Origin of the sequence: Acinetobacter sp. Ag2 (genome assembly GCF_001005515.1) — a bacterium.
In the GTDB taxonomy this organism is placed as follows: Bacteria; Pseudomonadota; Gammaproteobacteria; order Pseudomonadales; family Moraxellaceae; genus Acinetobacter; species Acinetobacter bereziniae.
This window is the reverse complement of sequence record NZ_LBNA01000057.1, coordinates 175,670-194,069: the sequence shown is the minus strand read 5'-3', so window position 1 is coordinate 194,069 and position 18,400 is coordinate 175,670. Positions and strand designations below refer to the sequence as shown.

The window sequence follows — 18,400 nt, the reverse complement described above, 5'->3', positions numbered from 1 at the left end:
ATTGAGAAATTCCTTTTTGAAGAGTAATACCTTAAAAACTCTCATCATTTTTTGCTCTATTCATAGTGTTTAAGTCTGCTCATAGAGCATGATTTCTTGGATAACAATTGCTTCATCACTACAGCTAAATTTAATATTCGTCTGTCCAAAACGCATCCCATAAATTCTTTGCGCATCGTCTTGATAGGCTGGACGTGGATCCAATGCCAATACTGACTCAAGTTCAGCAATATATTGCTGATCAATTTTTGCCTGTTGTAATAAACCTGTTCTAGATTGACATGCATGTTCTGACCAACGTACTTGTTTAACAATAGGTCGATCTTGTGCATAACCGCTTTGCGCATCCAACACAGCGTCAGAATACTGGATATAAGGTTTGATATCTAAAATGGGTGTACCATTTAATAAGTCACTTCCTGTCACATAAACACGCACAGTATTGCCCACTTTTTTGACCTGTTTAAGTTGAACAACCGACAATCCAACAGGTGCTGGACGATACATACTGCGTGTAGCAAATATCCCTATTTTCTTATTGCCACCTAATCGTGGCGGACGGACTTGGGGTCGAAATTTATCCTGTTGTTGCTGATTTTTATTGTCATGAAACTGCCAGATCAGCCATAAATGACTAAATGCTTCAATTCCTTCAAATGCCTCCATAACATTATAAGGGGCGAGCATTTCAATAAAAGATTCGACCTGAACCAAATTCGGTTGCCGAGGAATCCCAAATTTTTCCACATAAGGTGAACGCATAATACCAATAATTGGAAGACTCAACTCCGTCATAATCATTTTTTCTGATAAGCTCAATTAAATATATTCAGTTTATCGAGAATGATTTTAGATTAGAATAGCAAGCTGTTCTAATTTGATAATTTATTGAGACCTTTAATGGCTGCTTTCAACGTCGAAAAGATTACTCACGTACACCACTGGAATGACACTTTATTCAGTTTTAAGACCACACGTGATACTGCATTACGTTTTAAAAATGGTCAATTTGTGATGATTGGTCTTGAAGTCAATGGTAAGCCTTTAATGCGCGCATATTCGATTGCTAGCGCTAACTACGAAGAAGAATTAGAGTTTTTCTCAATCAAAGTACCTGATGGTCCTTTGACGTCTATTTTACAAAAAGTAAAAGTTGGCGATGAAATCTTGGTTTCGAAAAAACCGACTGGAACTTTAGTCCTTGACGATTTAAATCCAGGTAAGAATCTTTACCTTCTTTCTTCTGGGACTGGACTTGCACCATTCTTATCAACCATTCGTGACCCTGAAACTTACGAACGCTTTGAAAAAGTGATTGTTGTCCACGGAACACGTTTTATTTCTGAATTGGCATATCAAGATCTTATTCTCAATGAACTTCCAAACAATGAGTTCTTTGAAGAATTAGGCATCAAAGATAAATTGGTTTACTACCCAACAGTAACGCGTGAAGACTTTCATACACAAGGTCGTGTAACGACTGCAATTGAAACGGGCGCTTTATTTGAAAAAATCGGTTTACCACGTTTTAATCCAGAAACTGACCGTGCAATGTTATGCGGTAGCCCAGCATTTCTTGATGATGTTGTGGCACTATTGGATCAACATGGTCTTAAAGAATCACCAAAAATGGGTGTATTGGGCGACTACGTGATCGAACGTGCATTTGTTGAAAAATAAGTTTTAATCGTTAAAGATTAAAATGATAAACCGAGGTCAATGCCTCGGTTTTTTAATGATTAATGAATATAAATCAATACAGCTTGATTTCTGAGTGCCGCTTCTTGATAGAATTGTTTTAAGTCTTGAAAATACGGCAAAATATACTGTAACCCTTCCTCACTGTCTTCATCCCACATATTTGGATAAATATCAGCTTGGTCCAATGCTTCAATATCATATTGCTTTGAAAACTGATGATCACTGACCTGCTCTACTGCGTTCGCAACTTGCTTCACTTGCTCCGCTGTTAAATATCTGGCTGGACCGATTCCTAAATCCTCACCAATCTCTTTACCACCGAAAAACACCATTGCTAAAGGACCTTGTCCTCCATAAGCATCACCATTTAAGATAAAATGAATGGCATGCCATGTCTTATCCAAATCCAAAGTTTGTGATTGTTGATCTTTTTGATCACCATAAACATAAGCTTCAAGTAAATTTGGTGACTGAATAAAATCTTCTAATTGTTGCGTTGAAATACTCAATAAATTGCCGATCATTGACATTGTTTTCACTCTTTTTTCACTCTTTTTTCATTATTCTTCGAATTTATAAATCAAAAAACCATATATGTATAGGGTCTGCTCACAGACCCTATACTTTACTCAAACTAATTTTTAATTTAGGCGATCAATTTATACCTTTCTGAGCTTGCCCATATTGATCAGCCATGACTTCAACCAATTGCTCTGGTTTAATATATTTTTTAATCGCAGCATCAACATCAGCCTTAGTCAGCTTGGCAAATTCTTGATCACGTAAACCACGACTATCCATTTTTTTATTGCGTTCAAGTTGGCTGTTAAGCATACGATGAATGATCCGCTCATCTTCCAATGAGGTTACACGCTGCTTCATAATATTGGCTTTTGCCGCTTCCAACTCTTGACTAGTCACGCCAGTAGTGAGTAAATCCTGCAATACCTTACGAACCACTTGTGATACTTCAGCAGATTTTCCTGCGGTGTAATTGGCTTCGATCGATAAAGCTCCAGCATCATTGAAAGAATCTAAGTTAAGTTGACTGCCAAAACCGTAAACCAAGGCATTCTTCTCACGCAATTCCTGTCCTAAACGAGAAGATAACTGGGAATCGCCAAGAATATAACTAAACACAATTAATGCGGCTGCATCTTTATTGTCTACACCTACAGGTAAAGTCTGTAATGCCTGATAACTACCAAATTCACGTTGTTCTGACAGTGCATGCACTTTTTGTGCTTTGTAAGTATTAAATTCAGTCGATAAGCGTTGGTATGGTTGTTTACCCGTCCAATTTCCAAACTGTTGATTAAGTAACTTTTGCATAGCTTTGGCATCATATTGTCCTGTCACAGAAATGAAGCCGTGATCCATTGCAAAATACTTTTTATACAGGTCAATCACCTGTTGATTGGTCGCTGCCTGAATCTGCTGTTTTGCCAATTCAGGTTCAAAATGATAACGCAAATCTCCTGGTTGATAGGTTTCCAATAGACGCGCTATTGTTAAAGAGGAAACCGTTTCTGGCTCAGTATAGGGACGGTCTAAACTCGAAAGACTCTGTAATTTAATCAGATCAAATTGTGATTGTTCAAATTTAGGATTTTTCATTACAGAAACAATATATTTGAAGAAATCTTCAAATTTTTCTTTTTTCGCTGAAATTTGAATGGTTATCCCATTATCAATGGCCGCTGCAGTTGCATCACCGCCTGCCTCAATGGTTTTATCTGCAATATTCTGTAAGCTATATTGCTCGGATGCGCGTAACAATAAATAAGCCATAAAATCTAAAATTTGCGATTTATTTTTTAAAGCCTCTGCTGTACCAAAATTCACCTCAATGGTCGCATAGGTTTTATCATCACGTGTCGAGGTTGGGAATAAAGCATATTGCATTCCATTCTTCAATGTTCCGCGTTGAATCTTTTTCTCTGTCGCCTCTAAGTACTGTTTTGACTGTTGAACATACTGGGCAACTTCAGCTTGGTAAACACTGACATCTTTCAATGGTTCAACTGCTGCTGCCTGCTGATCAAGTGTTTTCAGTTTTTCAGTTGCTTGTTTTTGTTCTAAAGCTTTTTTCTGATCTTCTGGTGTAGGTTGAATATCGCCATGGAAACGATGTTGTTGGGTGAAGAACGACTTTAAAGTTGAATTGGTTTCATTCACTGTCAAATTTTGAATGCGTTGTTGATCTTTAAAATATTGCGCCCAATCACCATGAGAAGTCACCACATAGTCACTTAACATGCCTCCTACAGCAGTTGCACTGCTCATTAGGTTATCGTGTGCATTCTGAATTAAGTTTTTAACGCGTTTTAATTCGACATCATTAAAGCTTGGGTTCTGCTCCACACCAGAAATCAAGGATTGATCAATTTTTTTAGCGTCATGATTCGGTGCATAAATTGCCCCCATAAACACCAAATTAAAATCATCATCTAACCATGTTGTTGACTGAACATTGGTCGCAATACCTGTTTCGACCATACTTGAGTAGAGATGACCGCTCGGTTGCAAAGTATAGAGATAAGGAGCAAGTGCGAGTGCTGGTTGAATTTTCTCATTCTTACCATTCATATAAATATTGAATTTGGCAAGATCGCTGCCTTTTTTCACAGTGAAATCACGATTTTTAATTTTTGCAGAATCTAATAATGGCACTTGAGCTTGTTGCGGGGTTTGACGTGCAGAAATCGGGCTGAAATTTTTATCAATCGCTTTTAAAACTTCTGCCTTATCAAATTTACCTGAAATCACCATGACCGCATTATTCGGTGCATACCAATCTTTATAGAATTTATTTAACTCACTCATTTTAATCGATTGCAGTTCAGATAAGTCACCAATAGGTAAACGTCCTAAAGATTGATTACCATAAGCTGCTTTCCACATCTGATCCATTAATACAGCAAAAGGCTGATCCATGCGCACTTCACGTTCACGCATGACAATATTAATTTCAGATGGAACAAATTTTTCTTGGAGTACCAATTTATCCATACGCTGTGATTCTAAGTAGATCACTTCATTTAAGATATTTTGGTCTGGGCGAACAATATTGGTATATTTGGTTGAGTAATAATCTGTGCTGGCATTGGTCATCAACGTGTATTGATCTAAACGGCGTTGAAACTCTTCACCTTTCACATCTTGCGTGCCTTTAAAAGCCAAATGCTCAAGTAAATGAGCCAAACCACCTTTACCCTGTGGATCATTTAAAGAACCCGTTAAATATACGGTGTTCATAAACACTTTATTTTCTTTGTCGTTTGGCGCAAGTAAAACCCGAAAGCCATTCTCTAGCTTATATTCTTCAATATTATGATCAGATTTAACCAGAACAGTTTGAGCCAATGTCGACGCACTGAAACCAAGAATACAGAGAGAGAATGTGAGTTTTTTCAACCGCATAAGCATAAAAGAATCCAGAATTTTTTAAATTTTAAACATTTATAAGTGAGACATCTTAAAAAATTCTGAACATAATTTATAGTTAAGTTTTGAAAAAATAGCCGTTTATTTCAACGGCTTTTGTAAGCATTTCTGAATAAATATAGTCAAACCGCCTGATTATTCATACAAGTGATTTGGATGATTCATTTATTTTGTACTTTTGAATCATAAACAGTTTTGCTATCACGAGGCGACATGGATGTCGCCATGTTGAGCGGGGGTATTAGGATGTACCCCTCGCTCAACGGAAGATTTTTGTTACTTTTCATCTCTGAAAAGTAAAGTATCGCCTACGCAAAACAATTTAAACTCTAGAGCTAAAGCGTGGCAGTGCAAGCTTTATATCATCAAACAATATATTGATCGCTTTAATTTTATTGATCAAGAGAAATGATATTCAACTGGATGAATTTTTCAACAGATTGACTATACAATTCAGTCTATTTAAATCACGATCTCAGCTTGCATGTAAAGCTGGGCATAACCAGAAATTTTAATACGATTATCTGCTTGAAGAGTGCAAAATAATGTTCCACCACGCTCAGAAGCCTGATAACCAATTAACTGATTTTTTGCTAATTTTTCAGCCCATAATGGCGCTAAACCCGTATGCATAGACCCTGTCACAGGATCTTCATTGATTCCTTTGTGTGGAGCGAAATAGCGAGCAACATAATCATATTGATCAGAAGCGGCAGTGATGGTCACATCAAAACCACCCGAACTTGCGGTCAATGCTGTACTCACACTGTATTCCTCTGCAATACGTGTAATGTTGACCAAATTTGCTTGAGCATCAATCACATCTTGTGCCGAATCACAGACCAAAATATAAGCCTGAGCATTTAAATAAACTTCTTTAAAAGGCTTATCAATCACATGATTCAGTAATTCAGGATATTCCGTAACTTTTTGCGGTCTGCGTATTGGAAAGTTCATTTGAATCTTACCATCATCGGCTTGTTGAATGGTAAAAATACCTAAGTCTTTCACATGAAAACGAATTGTTTTGGCTGACGTATAGTCTTTAAATAAAACAAATGCTGATGCTAATGTTGCATGTCCACAAAAGTCCACTTCAACTTTTGGCGTAAACCAACGAATCTGATAATTTTCATCGTCGATTCTTTTTACAAATGCCGTTTCTGCCAAATTATTTTCTAAGGCAATATTCTGCATCAAGGCATGATCAAGCCATTCGTCTAAAACTAAAACTGCCGCAGGATTTCCTTTAAATAATTGTTGTGTAAAAGCATCAACTTGGTACATTTTCATCACAGAGACTCCTTATTTTCACACATTCTAAGTCAAGCAAAAAAATGATTACAGATACAATCTAAGCATAAAAATGGGTACAGAATATAGATATTTAATTCATGAAACTTTTCATTCACAAAACGAGCATTTTCATTATAGTATTTCAGGTGAATAATTTTTTTATCCCAATAAATAGGCAATAATAATGAAGAATAATCAAATGAAGAATCCCCAAACAATGTGTAAAAGCATCGTAATCACCTGTTGCTTACTCTTTTCTCCTTGGGCAAGTGCATCCAATACCACTTGGATTGCAGGAACAACACATAAAGGAAAAGTTACCGTTCCTATCGAAAACGGTCCAAATGTGGTTTGGAAATGTGATGGTTCTGTTTGTCGAATGACTGGTCCATGGGGCAATCAACTATCGCTTGACTCATGTCAAAGCTTGGTCTCCCGTATTGGAAAAATTAATTTTTACAAAAATAGTGTGGGTAAAATTTGGACAAAAAAATCTAAAGAATTGGCAGAATGTAATAAAGCATCGCGATAGCGTACTCTAAAATTAACACCATAAATTTACAAGAGACGATGACTCCATATTCTTTATCACTTCTTTCTAAGCATCAATGCATTAAATTGGAGTTATATTTTATGTGTATATCCCTCTTCAGTATAGGCAATTGATCGAATCCATTGAGTGTATTGAGAAATTTAAACTTTCATATATGGGATAAATGTATGAAGCAATCTCGTTATTTAGATGAGTTAAACATACTTTTGAATCAATCAAAATTCGAACAAGTCGAAGTGTATCTAAAAGCACACTCAAATTTACCTGGACCTCGCGCAAATTTAGAACTGAGCTATAGCTTTGCCAGATGCTTTGCAAATATTTCAATATCTCAAAGCTTATGGGAATTTTTAGAGCAGTTATTAAATACATCAACTGACGGTAATTCGCGCGAAACAATTTTACCTTTCAGTGCTTTACTCGGATTATCTCAGAGTTATTTTTCTCAAGACACAACTCATCAAAAAATCATTTTAAATCAAAATCAAACCATGATGAATGATTCACGTTGGAGACTTCGAGAAGCCGCAGCAATGGCGTGCCAAATTATTGGGGAGCAAGATTTTTCAACTATCAAAAAATGGTTCGAACAGATATATCCTGATTCTAGTCTGCTAGAAAAAAGAGGAATTTTAGTCACTCTTGCTCACCCTCCTCTCTTAACAACCGCAGCTAACACTGTATATTGTTTAAATCTATGTGAACAAATCTTTAACGATATTTTTCCGTCTGATCATCAAACAATAGATCAATCAGAAGCCTTTAAAACATTGAAGAAAAGTTTGGAATACGTACTCAGTGTATTTGTTGCTGCAGATCCTTTACTCGGCTTTGATTTGCTTGCAAAGCTTGCTGAGAGAAAGCATCAGCAGATCAATAAAATTCTTAAAGCAAATTTATCAAAAAGTCGATTAACTAAAAAATATATGCTTAAAATCAATAAAATATATGAAATGATGGATCAATAAATAAAAAAACACCTAAATAAAATTTAGGTGTTTTTAAAACTCAGACAATCGAGAAAAAATGATCAGCTATGTTGCAAATCTTCTTGCTCATCTGAAAGTAAAATAGATTGGTCTGTCTGCCCCATCAATTGACTGGTTACCACACCAGCAGTCATTGAGCCATCGACATTTAAAGCCGTACGTCCCATATCAATCAAAGGTTCAATTGAGATTAACAACGCCACTAAAGTGACGGGTAGCCCCATAATGGGTAATACAATCAGCGCTGCAAAAGTTGCACCACCACCGACACCTGCAACACCAATTGAACTGAGTGTTACCACGCAGACCAAAGTCAAAATCCAAACAGGATCAAGTGGGTTAATCCCGACAGTCGGTGCAACCATGACCGCAAGCATTGCTGGATATAAACCTGCACAGCCATTTTGACCGATGGTCGTACCAAACGATGCTGAAAAACTGGCAATTGACTCAGGTATCCCTAAACGGCGTGTTTGTGCTTCAATATTTAAAGGAATACTGGCTGCACTTGAACGACTGGTAAAAGCAAAAGTCAGTACAGGTAAAACCTTTTTAAAGAAACGAATCGGGTTAACACCAGTGAATAATAAAATCAGTGCATGTACCCCAAACATGATGGCTAAGCCCAGATAAGAAGCAACAAGGAAACCACCTAGATTGACGATATCCGCTGCATTCGAGCTTGCCACCACTTTTGTAATTAATGCAAATACACCATAAGGCGTAAGCGTCATGACCAAGCGAACCAGTTTCATGACCCAAGCTTGTAAAGTATCAATTGCACTGACAATACGTTGCCCTTTTTCAGCATCATCTCTAATGAGATTTAAACCAGCCAAGCCCAATAAGGTTGCAAAAATAACCACACTAATAATTGAAGTTGGGTGAGCTCCCGTCAATTCTGCAAATGGATTGGTCGGCAAAAATGATAAAATGAAATCTGGCACATTTAAGTCAGTGACTTTACCAATATAATCCGTTTGAATTGCTTCAAGTCGCGCTGTTTCTTGTGTACCTTGTACTAAACCTGCCGCACTTAAACCAAAAAGATTGGTGACAAAAACACCAACCAATGCTGCAATAAATGTAGTAATCAACAATGTACCAATGCTGATAAGACTAATTTTACCCAGTGATGAAGCGTTATGTAGTTTGATCACAGCACTCAATATTGAAACTAGAACCAATGGCATTACGACCATCTGCAACAGTTTCACATAACCATTACCAACAATGTTAAACCATTGAATAGATTCAGTTAAAATTGCTGAATTTGTACCATAAACCCAATGTAATCCAAGCCCAAATACAACACCCAAACACAAACCTGCAAACACTTTTTTAGCCAGACTCCAATCGGTCTTTCTGGTTTGCATTAACAGTATGATTAAGGCAATGAATATGACAATATTCAAAATGAGCGTATAGTTCATTCGAGTTCCAATAGTTTTGATCGTTTTATTATAAACTTATTGTGAAATATCCAATAGCCTTTAGCACTTTTAGCGATTTAACTGATATTTTTTTGTTGCTCATAATCAACAATAAAAACATCATCTTATTTGCTTCATATGAATTTCATATAAGCATGTGCAAATAATAAATAAGCCCTCAATATAGGTTGTAATATGAATCAACATCTCCAAGCTGTTGAGCTTTCAAAAGCATATCGTCTATTAAATCATGGTCCAACCGTACTGGTGTCTGCGCAGTATGAACATGAGCAGAATGTCATGGCTGCTGCATGGGCATGTGCATTGGAGCTCGTACCTGCAAAAGTAACTGTTGTTTTAGACAAAAGCACAAAAACACGATTATTAATTGAAAAATCAGGTTATTTCATTTTACAAGTTCCCACCTTAAAGCAACTTAAACTGGTGCAACAACTGGGTTCAATCAGTCAATTCAACGATCCAGAAAAACTGTCACATTGTGAGACCCCCTTATTCAAGTTTGAAGGTTTTGATCTGCCTGCAGTGGAAGGCTGTGCGGCTTGGCTGATCTGTGAATTGATCCCAGAACCACACAATCAGCAGGAACATGATTTATTTATTGGCAAGGTAATCGCGGCTTATGCAGACGACCGAGTTTTCCGCAATGGGCACTGGTATTACCATGAAGTAGATGCCGAGTGGAAAAGTTTGCATCATGTTGCAGGTGGGCATTATTACACCATTGGTGACCCTGTCGATGCCAACCTCATTCAACCCTAATTTTTATTGTAACCAGAGTTCGAGTATTAAAGGCATTCAGTTGGGCTCAGTATTATCTTTTTTACCAATTGATGGATTATTCTTAAACTAAATATTGATTATTTATTGTCATTTTTTTCAATTCGCCTTATGGTGAATTGAGTGAAAAATGGATGATATGTAAGTGAACAGGACTGTTTCAAATAAACTTCAATTGAGTGTCTTTCTTTGTCTAAGTACCTGTTTAGCGATTGGTATATTGCGATTTTCCTATACCGCATTATTGCCCACTACCCGACTCGCCTACCACTGGGATAGTAGTTTTGCCAGTATATTGGGGAGTGCTAATTTACTCGGTTATCTCATCGGTGCCTTTTGGTCGATGAAACTCCCACACACAGCCAATATGCCTCGTTATCTTGTACTTGCATCCTGTGCAGGTGCAATCAGCTTACTCAGTTGTGCATTTTCAGGTTTTTCTGAACTATGGTATGTATTCTGGCGAATCATCTCAGGCATTAGTGGAGGCTTAATCATGATTCTTGCACCCAGTATTGTGGCGCATTGTTGTCGAGCTGATGAACGCTTGAGTATCAATTTTATTGGTTTTAGTGGTATTGGGATTGGTGTACTTTCAGCTACCTTGTTTTTACCCTATCTAGATCAAATCAGTACCCAATCAGCTTGGATGATTTTGTTTGGGTTTTCAGCACTGATTTGCCTAATAAATGCCTATCTTTTACACGGGTTTAAAGATTATTTACACCAAACAAGTGCCCAAAACAATTCTATCAGCTCGATGGATGGTATTTATCTGAGTGTGTTAATCGTATATGCATGTAGTGCTTTTGCTTATGTGCCACATTCATTATTTTGGATTGATTATCTAAAAAATACTTTACACCTCAACCTCTACCTGATTAATTTCAACTGGATTCTTTATGGTTCAGGCAGTGCTTTGGGTGCAATCAGTGCTTACTTACTCGCACGGAAATTTGGAAATTTTACTGCCTTAAAAATATTATATAGTATCTATGTCGTTGCAATTTTGGTCGCAGTCTTTTCTATCCATCCGATCTTTACTTATATTTCCTCATTTTTTACAGGGCTTCTCAATCCAGCTGTGGTGTTCTTAACCTCCTATACGATTCTCAATCTTTATCATACAGCCTATAAAAATTTATGGAGTATCGCAACGCTAGGATTTGCCATTACTCAACTGATTGGTGGTTTATGTTTTAGCGCATTGCAACACTGGGGTGTTTCGTATCATCAACAGTTTGTACTCGCTTCAGGGGTGTTGTTGTTTGGTACACTGCAATTTTTTATCTGTACCCGAATGAAGTTTAAATCGCAGGCATAAAATACGATTTTGTTAGAAGGATGATGACTTAATATTGAACGAATCATCCTACGTTTAAGCCATTCGCTGTGCATGCAAAACCAAAGCTATCCATATTTTACCGTTTGGCATACAAATTGCTCATCTAAACCATTGATGAAAAATTCATGAATGGGTTTCATATGAGTGCTGAAATTAACAAAATCAAACCTGAAGATGAAGTTCTAAGTTTAGGAAAAAACCTGACTTTTGGTCTCCAACATGTTCTCACCATGTATGGCGGTTTAATCGCTGCCCCATTGGTAGTAGGGACAGCCATCGGTTTAAATGCAGCCGAAATTGCACTATTAATTACTGCCTCGATTCTTGTTGGTGGTTTAGCTACTTTGTTACAAACATTAGGAGTGAAATGGTTTGGTGCAAAACTGCCCATAGTACAGGGCACTTCATTTGCTGCCGTGGCAAGTATGATTGCGATTGGTACTACAGGCGGTAATATTCAAACAATTTTTGGTGCAGTCATTGTCAGTTCTATTTTTGGTTTGTTGATTGCTCCATTTTTCTCAAAAATTGTGCGTTTCTTTCCACCGATTGTCACAGGTTCCATCATTACAATTATTGGAATTTCACTGTTACCCGTTGCCATTCGTTGGATTATGGGAGGAAATCCCAAAGCACCCTCATGGGGTTCATTAGAAAATATTGGAATTGCAGCATTCACACTCACGATCCTACTTTTGGTCAGCCGTTTTGGTACAGCAACCATGGCACGTCTGGCAGTATTGATTGCGATTATCGTCGGTGCGATATTCACCATCTTTTTAGGCGTTGCCGACTTTTCTAAAGTCACTCAAGGTGAGCTGTTTGCTTTGCCACATTTGTTCGCCTTTGGTCTTCCTACTTTTGAAATGTCTGCCATCTTGACCATGTGTATTGTCAGTATTGTGATCCTGACTGAAACTACTGCCAGCCTATTGGCGATTGGTGAAATTGTAGATACAAAAATGGACAGTCCACGTCTCGCAAATGGTTTAAGAGCCGATATGCTTTCTTCAGCGATTGCCCCCTTATTCGGTTCATTTATGCAATGTGCTTTTGTACAAAATGTTGGCTTGGTCGCTATCTCAGGTGTGAAAAGTCGTTTTGTGGTTGCAACAGGTGGAGCAATTTTAGTGGTTTTGGGTTTATTGCCTATTTTTGGTCGTATTGTCGCAGCGATTCCGATGCCTGTTCTGGGTGGAGCGGGTATCGTTTTATTTGGTAGTGTTGCTGCAAGCGGGATTCGTACACTTTCTAAAGTCGATTATCAAATCCAGTCCAATTTAATCATTGTAGCAGTTTCAATTTGTGCGGGTTTAATTCCGTTGATTAGTCCAGAGTTTTTCAATGCATTCCCAAAAGTATTTCAAACCCTGTTTCACTCGGGGATTACCACGACCTGTATTACAGCAGTCATGCTGAATATCTTCTTTAATCATCTGTCCTTTGGTAAAAGCTCGGTGAAAGCTCCTGTTAAGCCTGTACAAACAGTGACGCATTAATTTATAAAAACAGAGCTTCTATTGAAGCTCTGTTTTTATATCAATAACTACATTTAATCATTAAAAGATTATTTTGTGATTGGCATATGCTTTTTAATAAAGGCAACCAATTCAGCGTTCTTTGCAACAATTGCTCCTGTATGATTTTGGTCATCTACCAGCAAGAACGTCACATCTGTACCCATATTTTTTAAGTCTTGCTGTAATTTTTCAGTCACTTGATAAGGTACTGCCATATCTAATTTACCCTGAATAATCATCACAGGTGTATTAATTTTCTTGGTTGCAGGCTGATTGTCTACTAAGAATTTTTTTACTGTTGAATTTTCTTGGAAGTTATCAATAAGCCCTGGATAGTCTAAAACAGTTTTACCGCTATTCGTGTTCAAATATTCACGAATATCTGTAATAAATTTACCCTTCAAATCTTCAAGACATGAACCATTTTCACCCGTTGTGCCCTCTGCCAATTCTACAATCAACTTAGAACGATCCTTGAAAACTTCTCGATAATTAAATCGAGGTTCATAGGCAGTGACACCTACTGTGGTATAAGCGGCATAGGCTAATAATTCAGCATAGACATCAATTGCTGTCTCAACTTTACCAGCGAGAAGAAGGTTCCGAATCGCTTGTGGTGCTACCTCAGAAATAATATAGCCTAAACTTGAAGCAGGTGCACCTGCTACTGCGCCTCTATAATTGGTATCACTATTGGAAAGTTCTGCTGTTCCTAAAGAAGCATGACCACCTTGAGACTGCCCCACGGACATCCATTGACCATTGATCTGACTACCATAATGATCTTTATAGGCTTTGACCGCATAAATCGCTGAATTTGCTTCACTCTTCAGATTTAAATACGGATGCATACCTGGTGTTCCTAAGCCCTCATAGTCAGGTGCAACCACCACATAGCCTTCTTTTAATAAACTTTGTGCCATAGCTTTAAAACCTGTTTTAAAGCCATTCCTACTTGGCGCACAGCTATCACCTACACCTACCGTCCCATGTTCCCAAACCACGACTTTCCAACCTTCCGCGGGTCTTGTTGTTTTAGGCACAAAAACCATGGCTGTGGCTTTTTTAGTTTCCCCTAAAACATTCGGCATATTATAGGTCATGACTTTGACTGAGGATGCTTCACTCATACTGTCTAAATAATATGAACTTTCAGATATATAACTTTTATTACTATTCCAATTATCCCAGTTGTCATCATCATTACATGCGCTTAAAAATAATGCTGAACCACAAGTAATAGCCAATAGTGTCCGTTTAAATAATACTTTCATTACCCTTTCCTCAAATTTTTCTTTTTTGAACAGCTCCGTGTTCCCCTCTAATTAAACATAAAAAAAAGCATCTTGCTAGAATGCTTTTAACCAAAGAGTAAAATAATATAGAAATACAAATAATTAATTTTAATTTATGTGATTTATCACACTTTAAATCAAACTCAATCAGCTTTAACCAAATCAAATGAGTGCAATAAAAATACCTGCAAAAATAATCAGTCCAACCCAACGATTGTGCCTAAATGCCCAGAAACATCTTTGTGGATCACGATCTTTGGTTTTACTCCACTGATAAATAAAGTCTACTGAAACCAATAACAATGCAATCAGTCCTATCGGGATCAGAATATTTTCCAAATACAGCGCAGCACCAATCAACACCACACTGCTCAACTGCAATAATGAAATAATTTCTATATCATAGCGACCAAACAGGATAGCCGTAGATTTCACCCCAATTTTTAAATCATATTCTCGATCTGTAATGGCGTACTGCGTGTCATAAGCAACAGTCCAAGCGAGATTGCCAAAATAGAGTAACCAACATGTCCAACCTAAAGGTTTGCCCATTGCAGTAAAAGACATGGGAATTCCCCATGAAAATGCCATTCCCAACACCACTTGGGGTAAATGGGTATAACGCTTCATGAATGGATAAATAAATGCCAGAAGCAAACCTGCTAACGCACAATAAAATGTTGCAATCGGTAAGAAAAATAAAGTGCAGGCGCTTGCAGCCACCAAACCAATAAAAACCCAAACTGCTTCTTTTGCCGAAATTACACCCGTTGCAAGAGGACGGTTTTTAGTGCGTTCAACGTGGGCATCGACTTTACGATCTGCAAAGTCATTGATTGCACAACCTGCCGCACGCATAAAAATTGTCCCTAGGACCATCGCAATCAAAGTAACAATATCCGGGATTCCTTCCGCAGCAATCCATAATGCCCACATGGTTGGCCAAAATACCAGCTCTGTTCCGATAGGTTTATCAAAACGACATAGATAATAATATGCTTCTAACCGTTGTTTCCATGTGGTTTGTTGCGCTATTGCCATGACAGTCCTTCAGTACACTATTTTGAAATATGCTGTTGTTGTAAAAATTGTTCAAAAGCAGGTAAAAAAGTTTCTTGAACTATAAATTTACAACCATGCCAAGTATAACAACTTTGGCGTGTCCAACCTTCTGCTAATTTTAAAACACGTCTTTCACATAAAGGATTGGTTCTTTGGAACAAAAACTTTCCAATTGGTTTGGTACGGATATGTTTAAACAAGCGTGCTTTGCTGTGAATACTTAAAATAGGAAAAATACTTTTTGCTTTAACCCAAGGTTGTGCATCACAACCAAATAAGTAACTTTCTCGCACCCATGAGGTATGTTGGTGAGGCATTGACATCCATTGACTGTCTAACAAGGTCATTCTTTGATAGTGCTCTTGGATGGGCTGGACTTTAAAAATACCACCTGCCGCATCTGTCAATTGCTGGGTCAGGGAACCCTGTGCAAACAACCATGTTTTTAATTCAGGAGGAAATTTATGATCCCGTATTGCGCATGATTGTTTCAATGTTCACCCCTTCCATATTTTGGATGCCTCAGTTTAACTGAAATTTTTAACTTTGTTTGAGCTGATCTTTAAAATGTTCAGAATTAGTTGAAAAATCAATCAAAATTAAATCCACTCGAAAAGAACTTAATTTTCAATAAATCTCTTGATCAGTGATAAAGCATCACAAACATTGGGCTTTTTTAGTACGACTTAACTATTTTCGTTTTGATTTATCTTGATTTCTGCTACATTTTATAAATTAAAATCAATTGTAATGATTTCAGGACAAGCATAAATGAATATAAAAACTGCGCTAAAATTTAGCTTACTGTGTCTGCCTTCGACTTATAGTTTTGCACTCAACTTATCCAGTTCTCCAATCCAACAAGTCACCCTATACCCAACATTGGCAAAAATCGAACGAACCATTCCTGTGCAAGCTGGGGAACAGTTGGTGAGCTTGAGTGGACTGGCTGCCAATTTCAATATCGACCAACTGCAATATCAAAGTAGTAATATCGAAGTGAATGCAGTTTCTCACACTGACAGTGCATTAGATAAGCCTGCTGGCAATGAATCTTCACAGTTACGCGACCATATCGACGCAATTAAAAAGAAAATTTCAGAACAAAATTCAATTATTCAAGCTGCTGAGCTTCAGAATAAATTCTTGGGCAATGTGACCGAAGGTTCTGCACCTAAAGTTCGTAAGCAAGCTTATGAAGCGTTTATCGCCATTGATCAAGCCAAGATCGAAAAAGAAAAGCTTGAGCAACGTTTAGATGAGTTGGAACAAGATTTAAGCGCCATTGGTGACAGTGAATTTAATCAAAGAACCCTTAAATTTTATGTCAATGCACCACAACGGGGTGAAATTAAAATCAGTTATATGGTGCCTTATGCACGTTGGCAACCGATTTATAAAGCTGAATTGGATACCCAGACAAAGCAAATTAAGCTCACACGTATGGCAATGATTGCTCAAAAAACAGGTGAAGACTGGAATAATGTAAAGCTAGCACTGTCTACGGCGACACCGCAAAACTATGTTCAACAAGTTCAACCACAACAATGGTGGGTAAATTATTTTGAGCCAGAACCTGTTGTACGCCCTATTTATGCTATTGCACCTGCACCAATGGCTGAAATGAGCTATGACCGAAAAGAAAAAAGTGCCAAAAAAGCGCCCCAGTTTCCACAATTCCAAGCAGCCGATCTAAACTTTAGTACCGAATTTCGATCAGAAACCAAAGCCTCTATTCCAAGTAGCCAACAGCAAATATTCTTACCTTTAAGCACAGAACAATATGCAGCAAAGCTTTCCGTATGGGCAATCCCTAAAAATAGTACCCAGGCAACGATTAATGCTGAGATTGCAAAACTGGATCAGAATTGGCCTTCAGGTACAGTGAAACTCTATCGTGACGGCGACTATATCGGACAAAGAGCTTGGAACAACAGTGTAGATGAAAACTTACAAATGAGTTTTGGAACCGATGATCAAATCCAAATCAAAGTGACTGATTTGTCCGACAAGAAAAACCCTGTCAAAGGGACACAGTCAGAAACTACACAGAAACAGCAATATTCTGTGCAAAACTTACATAATTATCCAATTCAAGTCACTATTTTTGAATCTGAGCCACAAAGTCAAAATGGAAAACTGACCACTCACTCAACTTATAGCATTCCCCCAACGGCGACCCAATGGAATGGACAACCGAATATCAACTTATGGCAAGTGGATTTAAATCCAAAGCAAAGTTATAAGTTGGATGTACAACACCAATTTAAATATCCAAGTAAAGGTAGAACCTCTGGTTTTTAATATTCTCTTCTCTACCATAAATAATGAAGCCCAGTCATCACTGGGCTTTGATTTGCAACATGCTCATTCAGCAAAGACTAAAGATAGTCACCCTCACGTTCAGGCTGATACAATACTTTTTCAATTTTAACTTTCATTAAGTGTCCATCGGGTTGCGGCCACTCGATTTCTTGCCCTTCAGCCAAACCTAAAATAGCGGCGCCAACAGGAGCAATGACATTGACCTGCCCTTTATCACCACGGAAATCATGTGGATAAACCAGTGTAATTTCAGTTGCTTCTGTTGATGGTGCAATCGTGATCAGCACCTTTGCATTCATGGTCACAACATTTGCTGGAATGGCATCAGGTGCAACCACTTCTGCACGTGCCAATTCTTCTTCTAAATGTTGCATGGTGATCGTCAACTTTGACTGATGTTCTAACATCGTTTCCAAACGATGCAAATCCTGTTCTGAAATAATAATATTGGGTTTAGTCATGTACCGAATTCCTTTGCACTATTGCATTACCACAAGCGTATTGATAAAGCCGATCTTACAGTTATACATCAATTCGCTTGCCAACTAAATTGACAAAGCAAGATATAAACTGAAATCCATAGCTTTTCATCACCGATTTCTTTTATAACAGATATTTAGTCGTATATTACTGCTT

16 protein-coding genes are annotated in these 18,400 nt (G+C 37.7%); 7 read left to right on the top strand and 9 right to left on the bottom strand.

Features of this window, described 5'->3' with window-relative positions:
- Window positions 1–69 precede the first annotated feature (69 nt).
- Complete coding sequence (gene tsaA, locus AAV97_RS17830; RefSeq protein ID WP_046761282.1) at window positions 70–801, bottom strand: tRNA (N6-threonylcarbamoyladenosine(37)-N6)-methyltransferase TrmO; 732 nt, start codon at window positions 799–801, stop codon at window positions 70–72.
- Window positions 802–900: 99 nt separating this feature from the next.
- Between tsaA and AAV97_RS17825 the strand changes: the two genes are divergently transcribed.
- Window positions 901–1,680: a ferredoxin--NADP reductase gene (locus AAV97_RS17825; RefSeq protein WP_004831549.1), complete on the top strand. Its 780-nt coding sequence runs from the start codon at window positions 901–903 to the stop codon at window positions 1,678–1,680.
- Between the two features lie 59 nt (window positions 1,681–1,739).
- On the opposite strand, the gene AAV97_RS17820 is transcribed toward AAV97_RS17825, so the two are convergent.
- From AAV97_RS17820 to AAV97_RS17810, 3 genes are all read right to left on the bottom strand, one after another.
- Entirely contained in the window at window positions 1,740–2,231 is a 492-nt protein-coding gene (locus tag AAV97_RS17820) for a YfbM family protein (protein ID WP_046761281.1), read from the bottom strand.
- A 124-nt stretch (window positions 2,232–2,355) separates the two neighbouring features.
- Window positions 2,356–5,130, bottom strand: a complete 2,775-nt coding sequence (locus AAV97_RS17815; protein ID WP_046761280.1) for a M16 family metallopeptidase — start codon at window positions 5,128–5,130, stop codon at window positions 2,356–2,358.
- A gap of 480 nt (window positions 5,131–5,610) precedes the next feature.
- Complete coding sequence (locus AAV97_RS17810; protein WP_046761279.1) at window positions 5,611–6,441, bottom strand: PhzF family phenazine biosynthesis protein; 831 nt, start codon at window positions 6,439–6,441, stop codon at window positions 5,611–5,613.
- Window positions 6,442–6,661: 220 nt separating this feature from the next.
- On the opposite strand from AAV97_RS17810, the gene AAV97_RS17805 reads away from it, so the two are divergent.
- Together AAV97_RS17805 and AAV97_RS17800 are read left to right on the top strand one after the other, a co-directional pair.
- A complete protein-coding gene (locus tag AAV97_RS17805) occupies window positions 6,662–6,976 on the top strand; it encodes a hypothetical protein (protein WP_416202236.1) in 315 nt (104 codons plus the stop codon).
- 188 nt (window positions 6,977–7,164) lie between these two features.
- The gene (locus AAV97_RS17800) at window positions 7,165–7,965 is read left to right on the top strand and encodes a hypothetical protein (protein ID WP_046761277.1); all 801 of its coding nucleotides are present in this window, start codon (window positions 7,165–7,167) and stop codon (window positions 7,963–7,965) included.
- A gap of 62 nt (window positions 7,966–8,027) precedes the next feature.
- Here AAV97_RS17800 and AAV97_RS17795 read toward each other — a convergent pair whose 3' ends face one another.
- Window positions 8,028–9,419, bottom strand: coding sequence for an L-cystine transporter (locus AAV97_RS17795; RefSeq protein WP_042085124.1), 1,392 nt, complete (start codon window positions 9,417–9,419; stop codon window positions 8,028–8,030).
- 195 nt (window positions 9,420–9,614) lie between these two features.
- Here AAV97_RS17795 and AAV97_RS17790 point away from each other — a divergent pair, with 195 nt between their 5' ends.
- The 3 genes from AAV97_RS17790 to AAV97_RS17780 all read left to right on the top strand — a co-directional run bounded on the left by AAV97_RS17790 (window position 9,615) and on the right by AAV97_RS17780 (window position 13,061).
- Window positions 9,615–10,199 (top strand): flavin reductase family protein, encoded by a 585-nt coding sequence (locus AAV97_RS17790; protein WP_042085122.1) that lies wholly within the window; start codon window positions 9,615–9,617, stop codon window positions 10,197–10,199.
- A 163-nt stretch (window positions 10,200–10,362) separates the two neighbouring features.
- Window positions 10,363–11,541: a YbfB/YjiJ family MFS transporter gene (locus AAV97_RS17785; RefSeq protein WP_046761276.1), complete on the top strand. Its 1,179-nt coding sequence runs from the start codon at window positions 10,363–10,365 to the stop codon at window positions 11,539–11,541.
- A gap of 161 nt (window positions 11,542–11,702) precedes the next feature.
- A complete protein-coding gene (locus tag AAV97_RS17780) occupies window positions 11,703–13,061 on the top strand; it encodes a nucleobase:cation symporter-2 family protein (protein WP_046761312.1) in 1,359 nt (452 codons plus the stop codon).
- A gap of 68 nt (window positions 13,062–13,129) precedes the next feature.
- Here the strand turns inward: AAV97_RS17780 and AAV97_RS17775 are convergent, their stop codons facing one another.
- The 3 genes from AAV97_RS17775 to AAV97_RS17765 form a co-directional block, all read right to left on the bottom strand.
- The gene (locus AAV97_RS17775; RefSeq protein ID WP_042085112.1) at window positions 13,130–14,356 is read right to left on the bottom strand and encodes an alpha/beta hydrolase family protein; all 1,227 of its coding nucleotides are present in this window, start codon (window positions 14,354–14,356) and stop codon (window positions 13,130–13,132) included.
- A gap of 183 nt (window positions 14,357–14,539) precedes the next feature.
- Window positions 14,540–15,418 carry a 4-hydroxybenzoate octaprenyltransferase gene (gene ubiA / locus AAV97_RS17770; protein WP_042086651.1) on the bottom strand — a complete coding sequence of 293 codons (879 nt, stop codon included), beginning with the start codon at window positions 15,416–15,418 and terminating at the stop codon, window positions 14,540–14,542.
- Between the two features lie 17 nt (window positions 15,419–15,435).
- Window positions 15,436–15,933 carry a chorismate--pyruvate lyase family protein gene (locus tag AAV97_RS17765; RefSeq protein WP_042086648.1) on the bottom strand — a complete coding sequence of 166 codons (498 nt, stop codon included), beginning with the start codon at window positions 15,931–15,933 and terminating at the stop codon, window positions 15,436–15,438.
- Window positions 15,934–16,210: 277 nt separating this feature from the next.
- Between AAV97_RS17765 and AAV97_RS17760 the strand changes: the two genes are divergently transcribed.
- Complete coding sequence (locus AAV97_RS17760; protein WP_009586203.1) at window positions 16,211–17,743, top strand: DUF4139 domain-containing protein; 1,533 nt, start codon at window positions 16,211–16,213, stop codon at window positions 17,741–17,743.
- Between the two features lie 77 nt (window positions 17,744–17,820).
- Here the strand turns inward: AAV97_RS17760 and rnk are convergent, their stop codons facing one another.
- Complete coding sequence (gene rnk / locus AAV97_RS17755; RefSeq protein WP_004831562.1) at window positions 17,821–18,225, bottom strand: nucleoside diphosphate kinase regulator; 405 nt, start codon at window positions 18,223–18,225, stop codon at window positions 17,821–17,823.
- Window positions 18,226–18,400 lie beyond the last annotated feature (175 nt).

What these genes read in the sequence shown, in the direction of transcription:
- AAV97_RS17760 (WP_009586203.1), top strand. Translation starts at nt 16,211, where the DNA reads ATGAATATAAAAACTGCGCTAAAATTTAGCTTACTGTGTCTGCCTTCG.
- AAV97_RS17775 (WP_042085112.1), bottom strand. Translation starts at nt 14,356, where the DNA reads ATGAAAGTATTATTTAAACGGACACTATTGGCTATTACTTGTGGTTCA.
- AAV97_RS17800 (WP_046761277.1), top strand. Translation starts at nt 7,165, where the DNA reads ATGAAGCAATCTCGTTATTTAGATGAGTTAAACATACTTTTGAATCAA.
- AAV97_RS17810 (WP_046761279.1), bottom strand. Translation starts at nt 6,441, where the DNA reads ATGAAAATGTACCAAGTTGATGCTTTTACACAACAATTATTTAAAGGA.
- AAV97_RS17780 (WP_046761312.1), top strand. Translation starts at nt 11,703, where the DNA reads ATGAGTGCTGAAATTAACAAAATCAAACCTGAAGATGAAGTTCTAAGT.
- ubiA (WP_042086651.1), bottom strand. Translation starts at nt 15,418, where the DNA reads ATGGCAATAGCGCAACAAACCACATGGAAACAACGGTTAGAAGCATAT.
- tsaA (WP_046761282.1), bottom strand. Translation starts at nt 801, where the DNA reads ATGATTATGACGGAGTTGAGTCTTCCAATTATTGGTATTATGCGTTCA.
- rnk (WP_004831562.1), bottom strand. Translation starts at nt 18,225, where the DNA reads ATGACTAAACCCAATATTATTATTTCAGAACAGGATTTGCATCGTTTG.
- AAV97_RS17825 (WP_004831549.1), top strand. Translation starts at nt 901, where the DNA reads ATGGCTGCTTTCAACGTCGAAAAGATTACTCACGTACACCACTGGAAT.
- AAV97_RS17820 (WP_046761281.1), bottom strand. Translation starts at nt 2,231, where the DNA reads ATGTCAATGATCGGCAATTTATTGAGTATTTCAACGCAACAATTAGAA.
- AAV97_RS17815 (WP_046761280.1), bottom strand. Translation starts at nt 5,130, where the DNA reads ATGCTTATGCGGTTGAAAAAACTCACATTCTCTCTCTGTATTCTTGGT.
- AAV97_RS17795 (WP_042085124.1), bottom strand. Translation starts at nt 9,419, where the DNA reads ATGAACTATACGCTCATTTTGAATATTGTCATATTCATTGCCTTAATC.
- AAV97_RS17790 (WP_042085122.1), top strand. Translation starts at nt 9,615, where the DNA reads ATGAATCAACATCTCCAAGCTGTTGAGCTTTCAAAAGCATATCGTCTA.
- AAV97_RS17805 (WP_416202236.1), top strand. Translation starts at nt 6,662, where the DNA reads ATGTGTAAAAGCATCGTAATCACCTGTTGCTTACTCTTTTCTCCTTGG.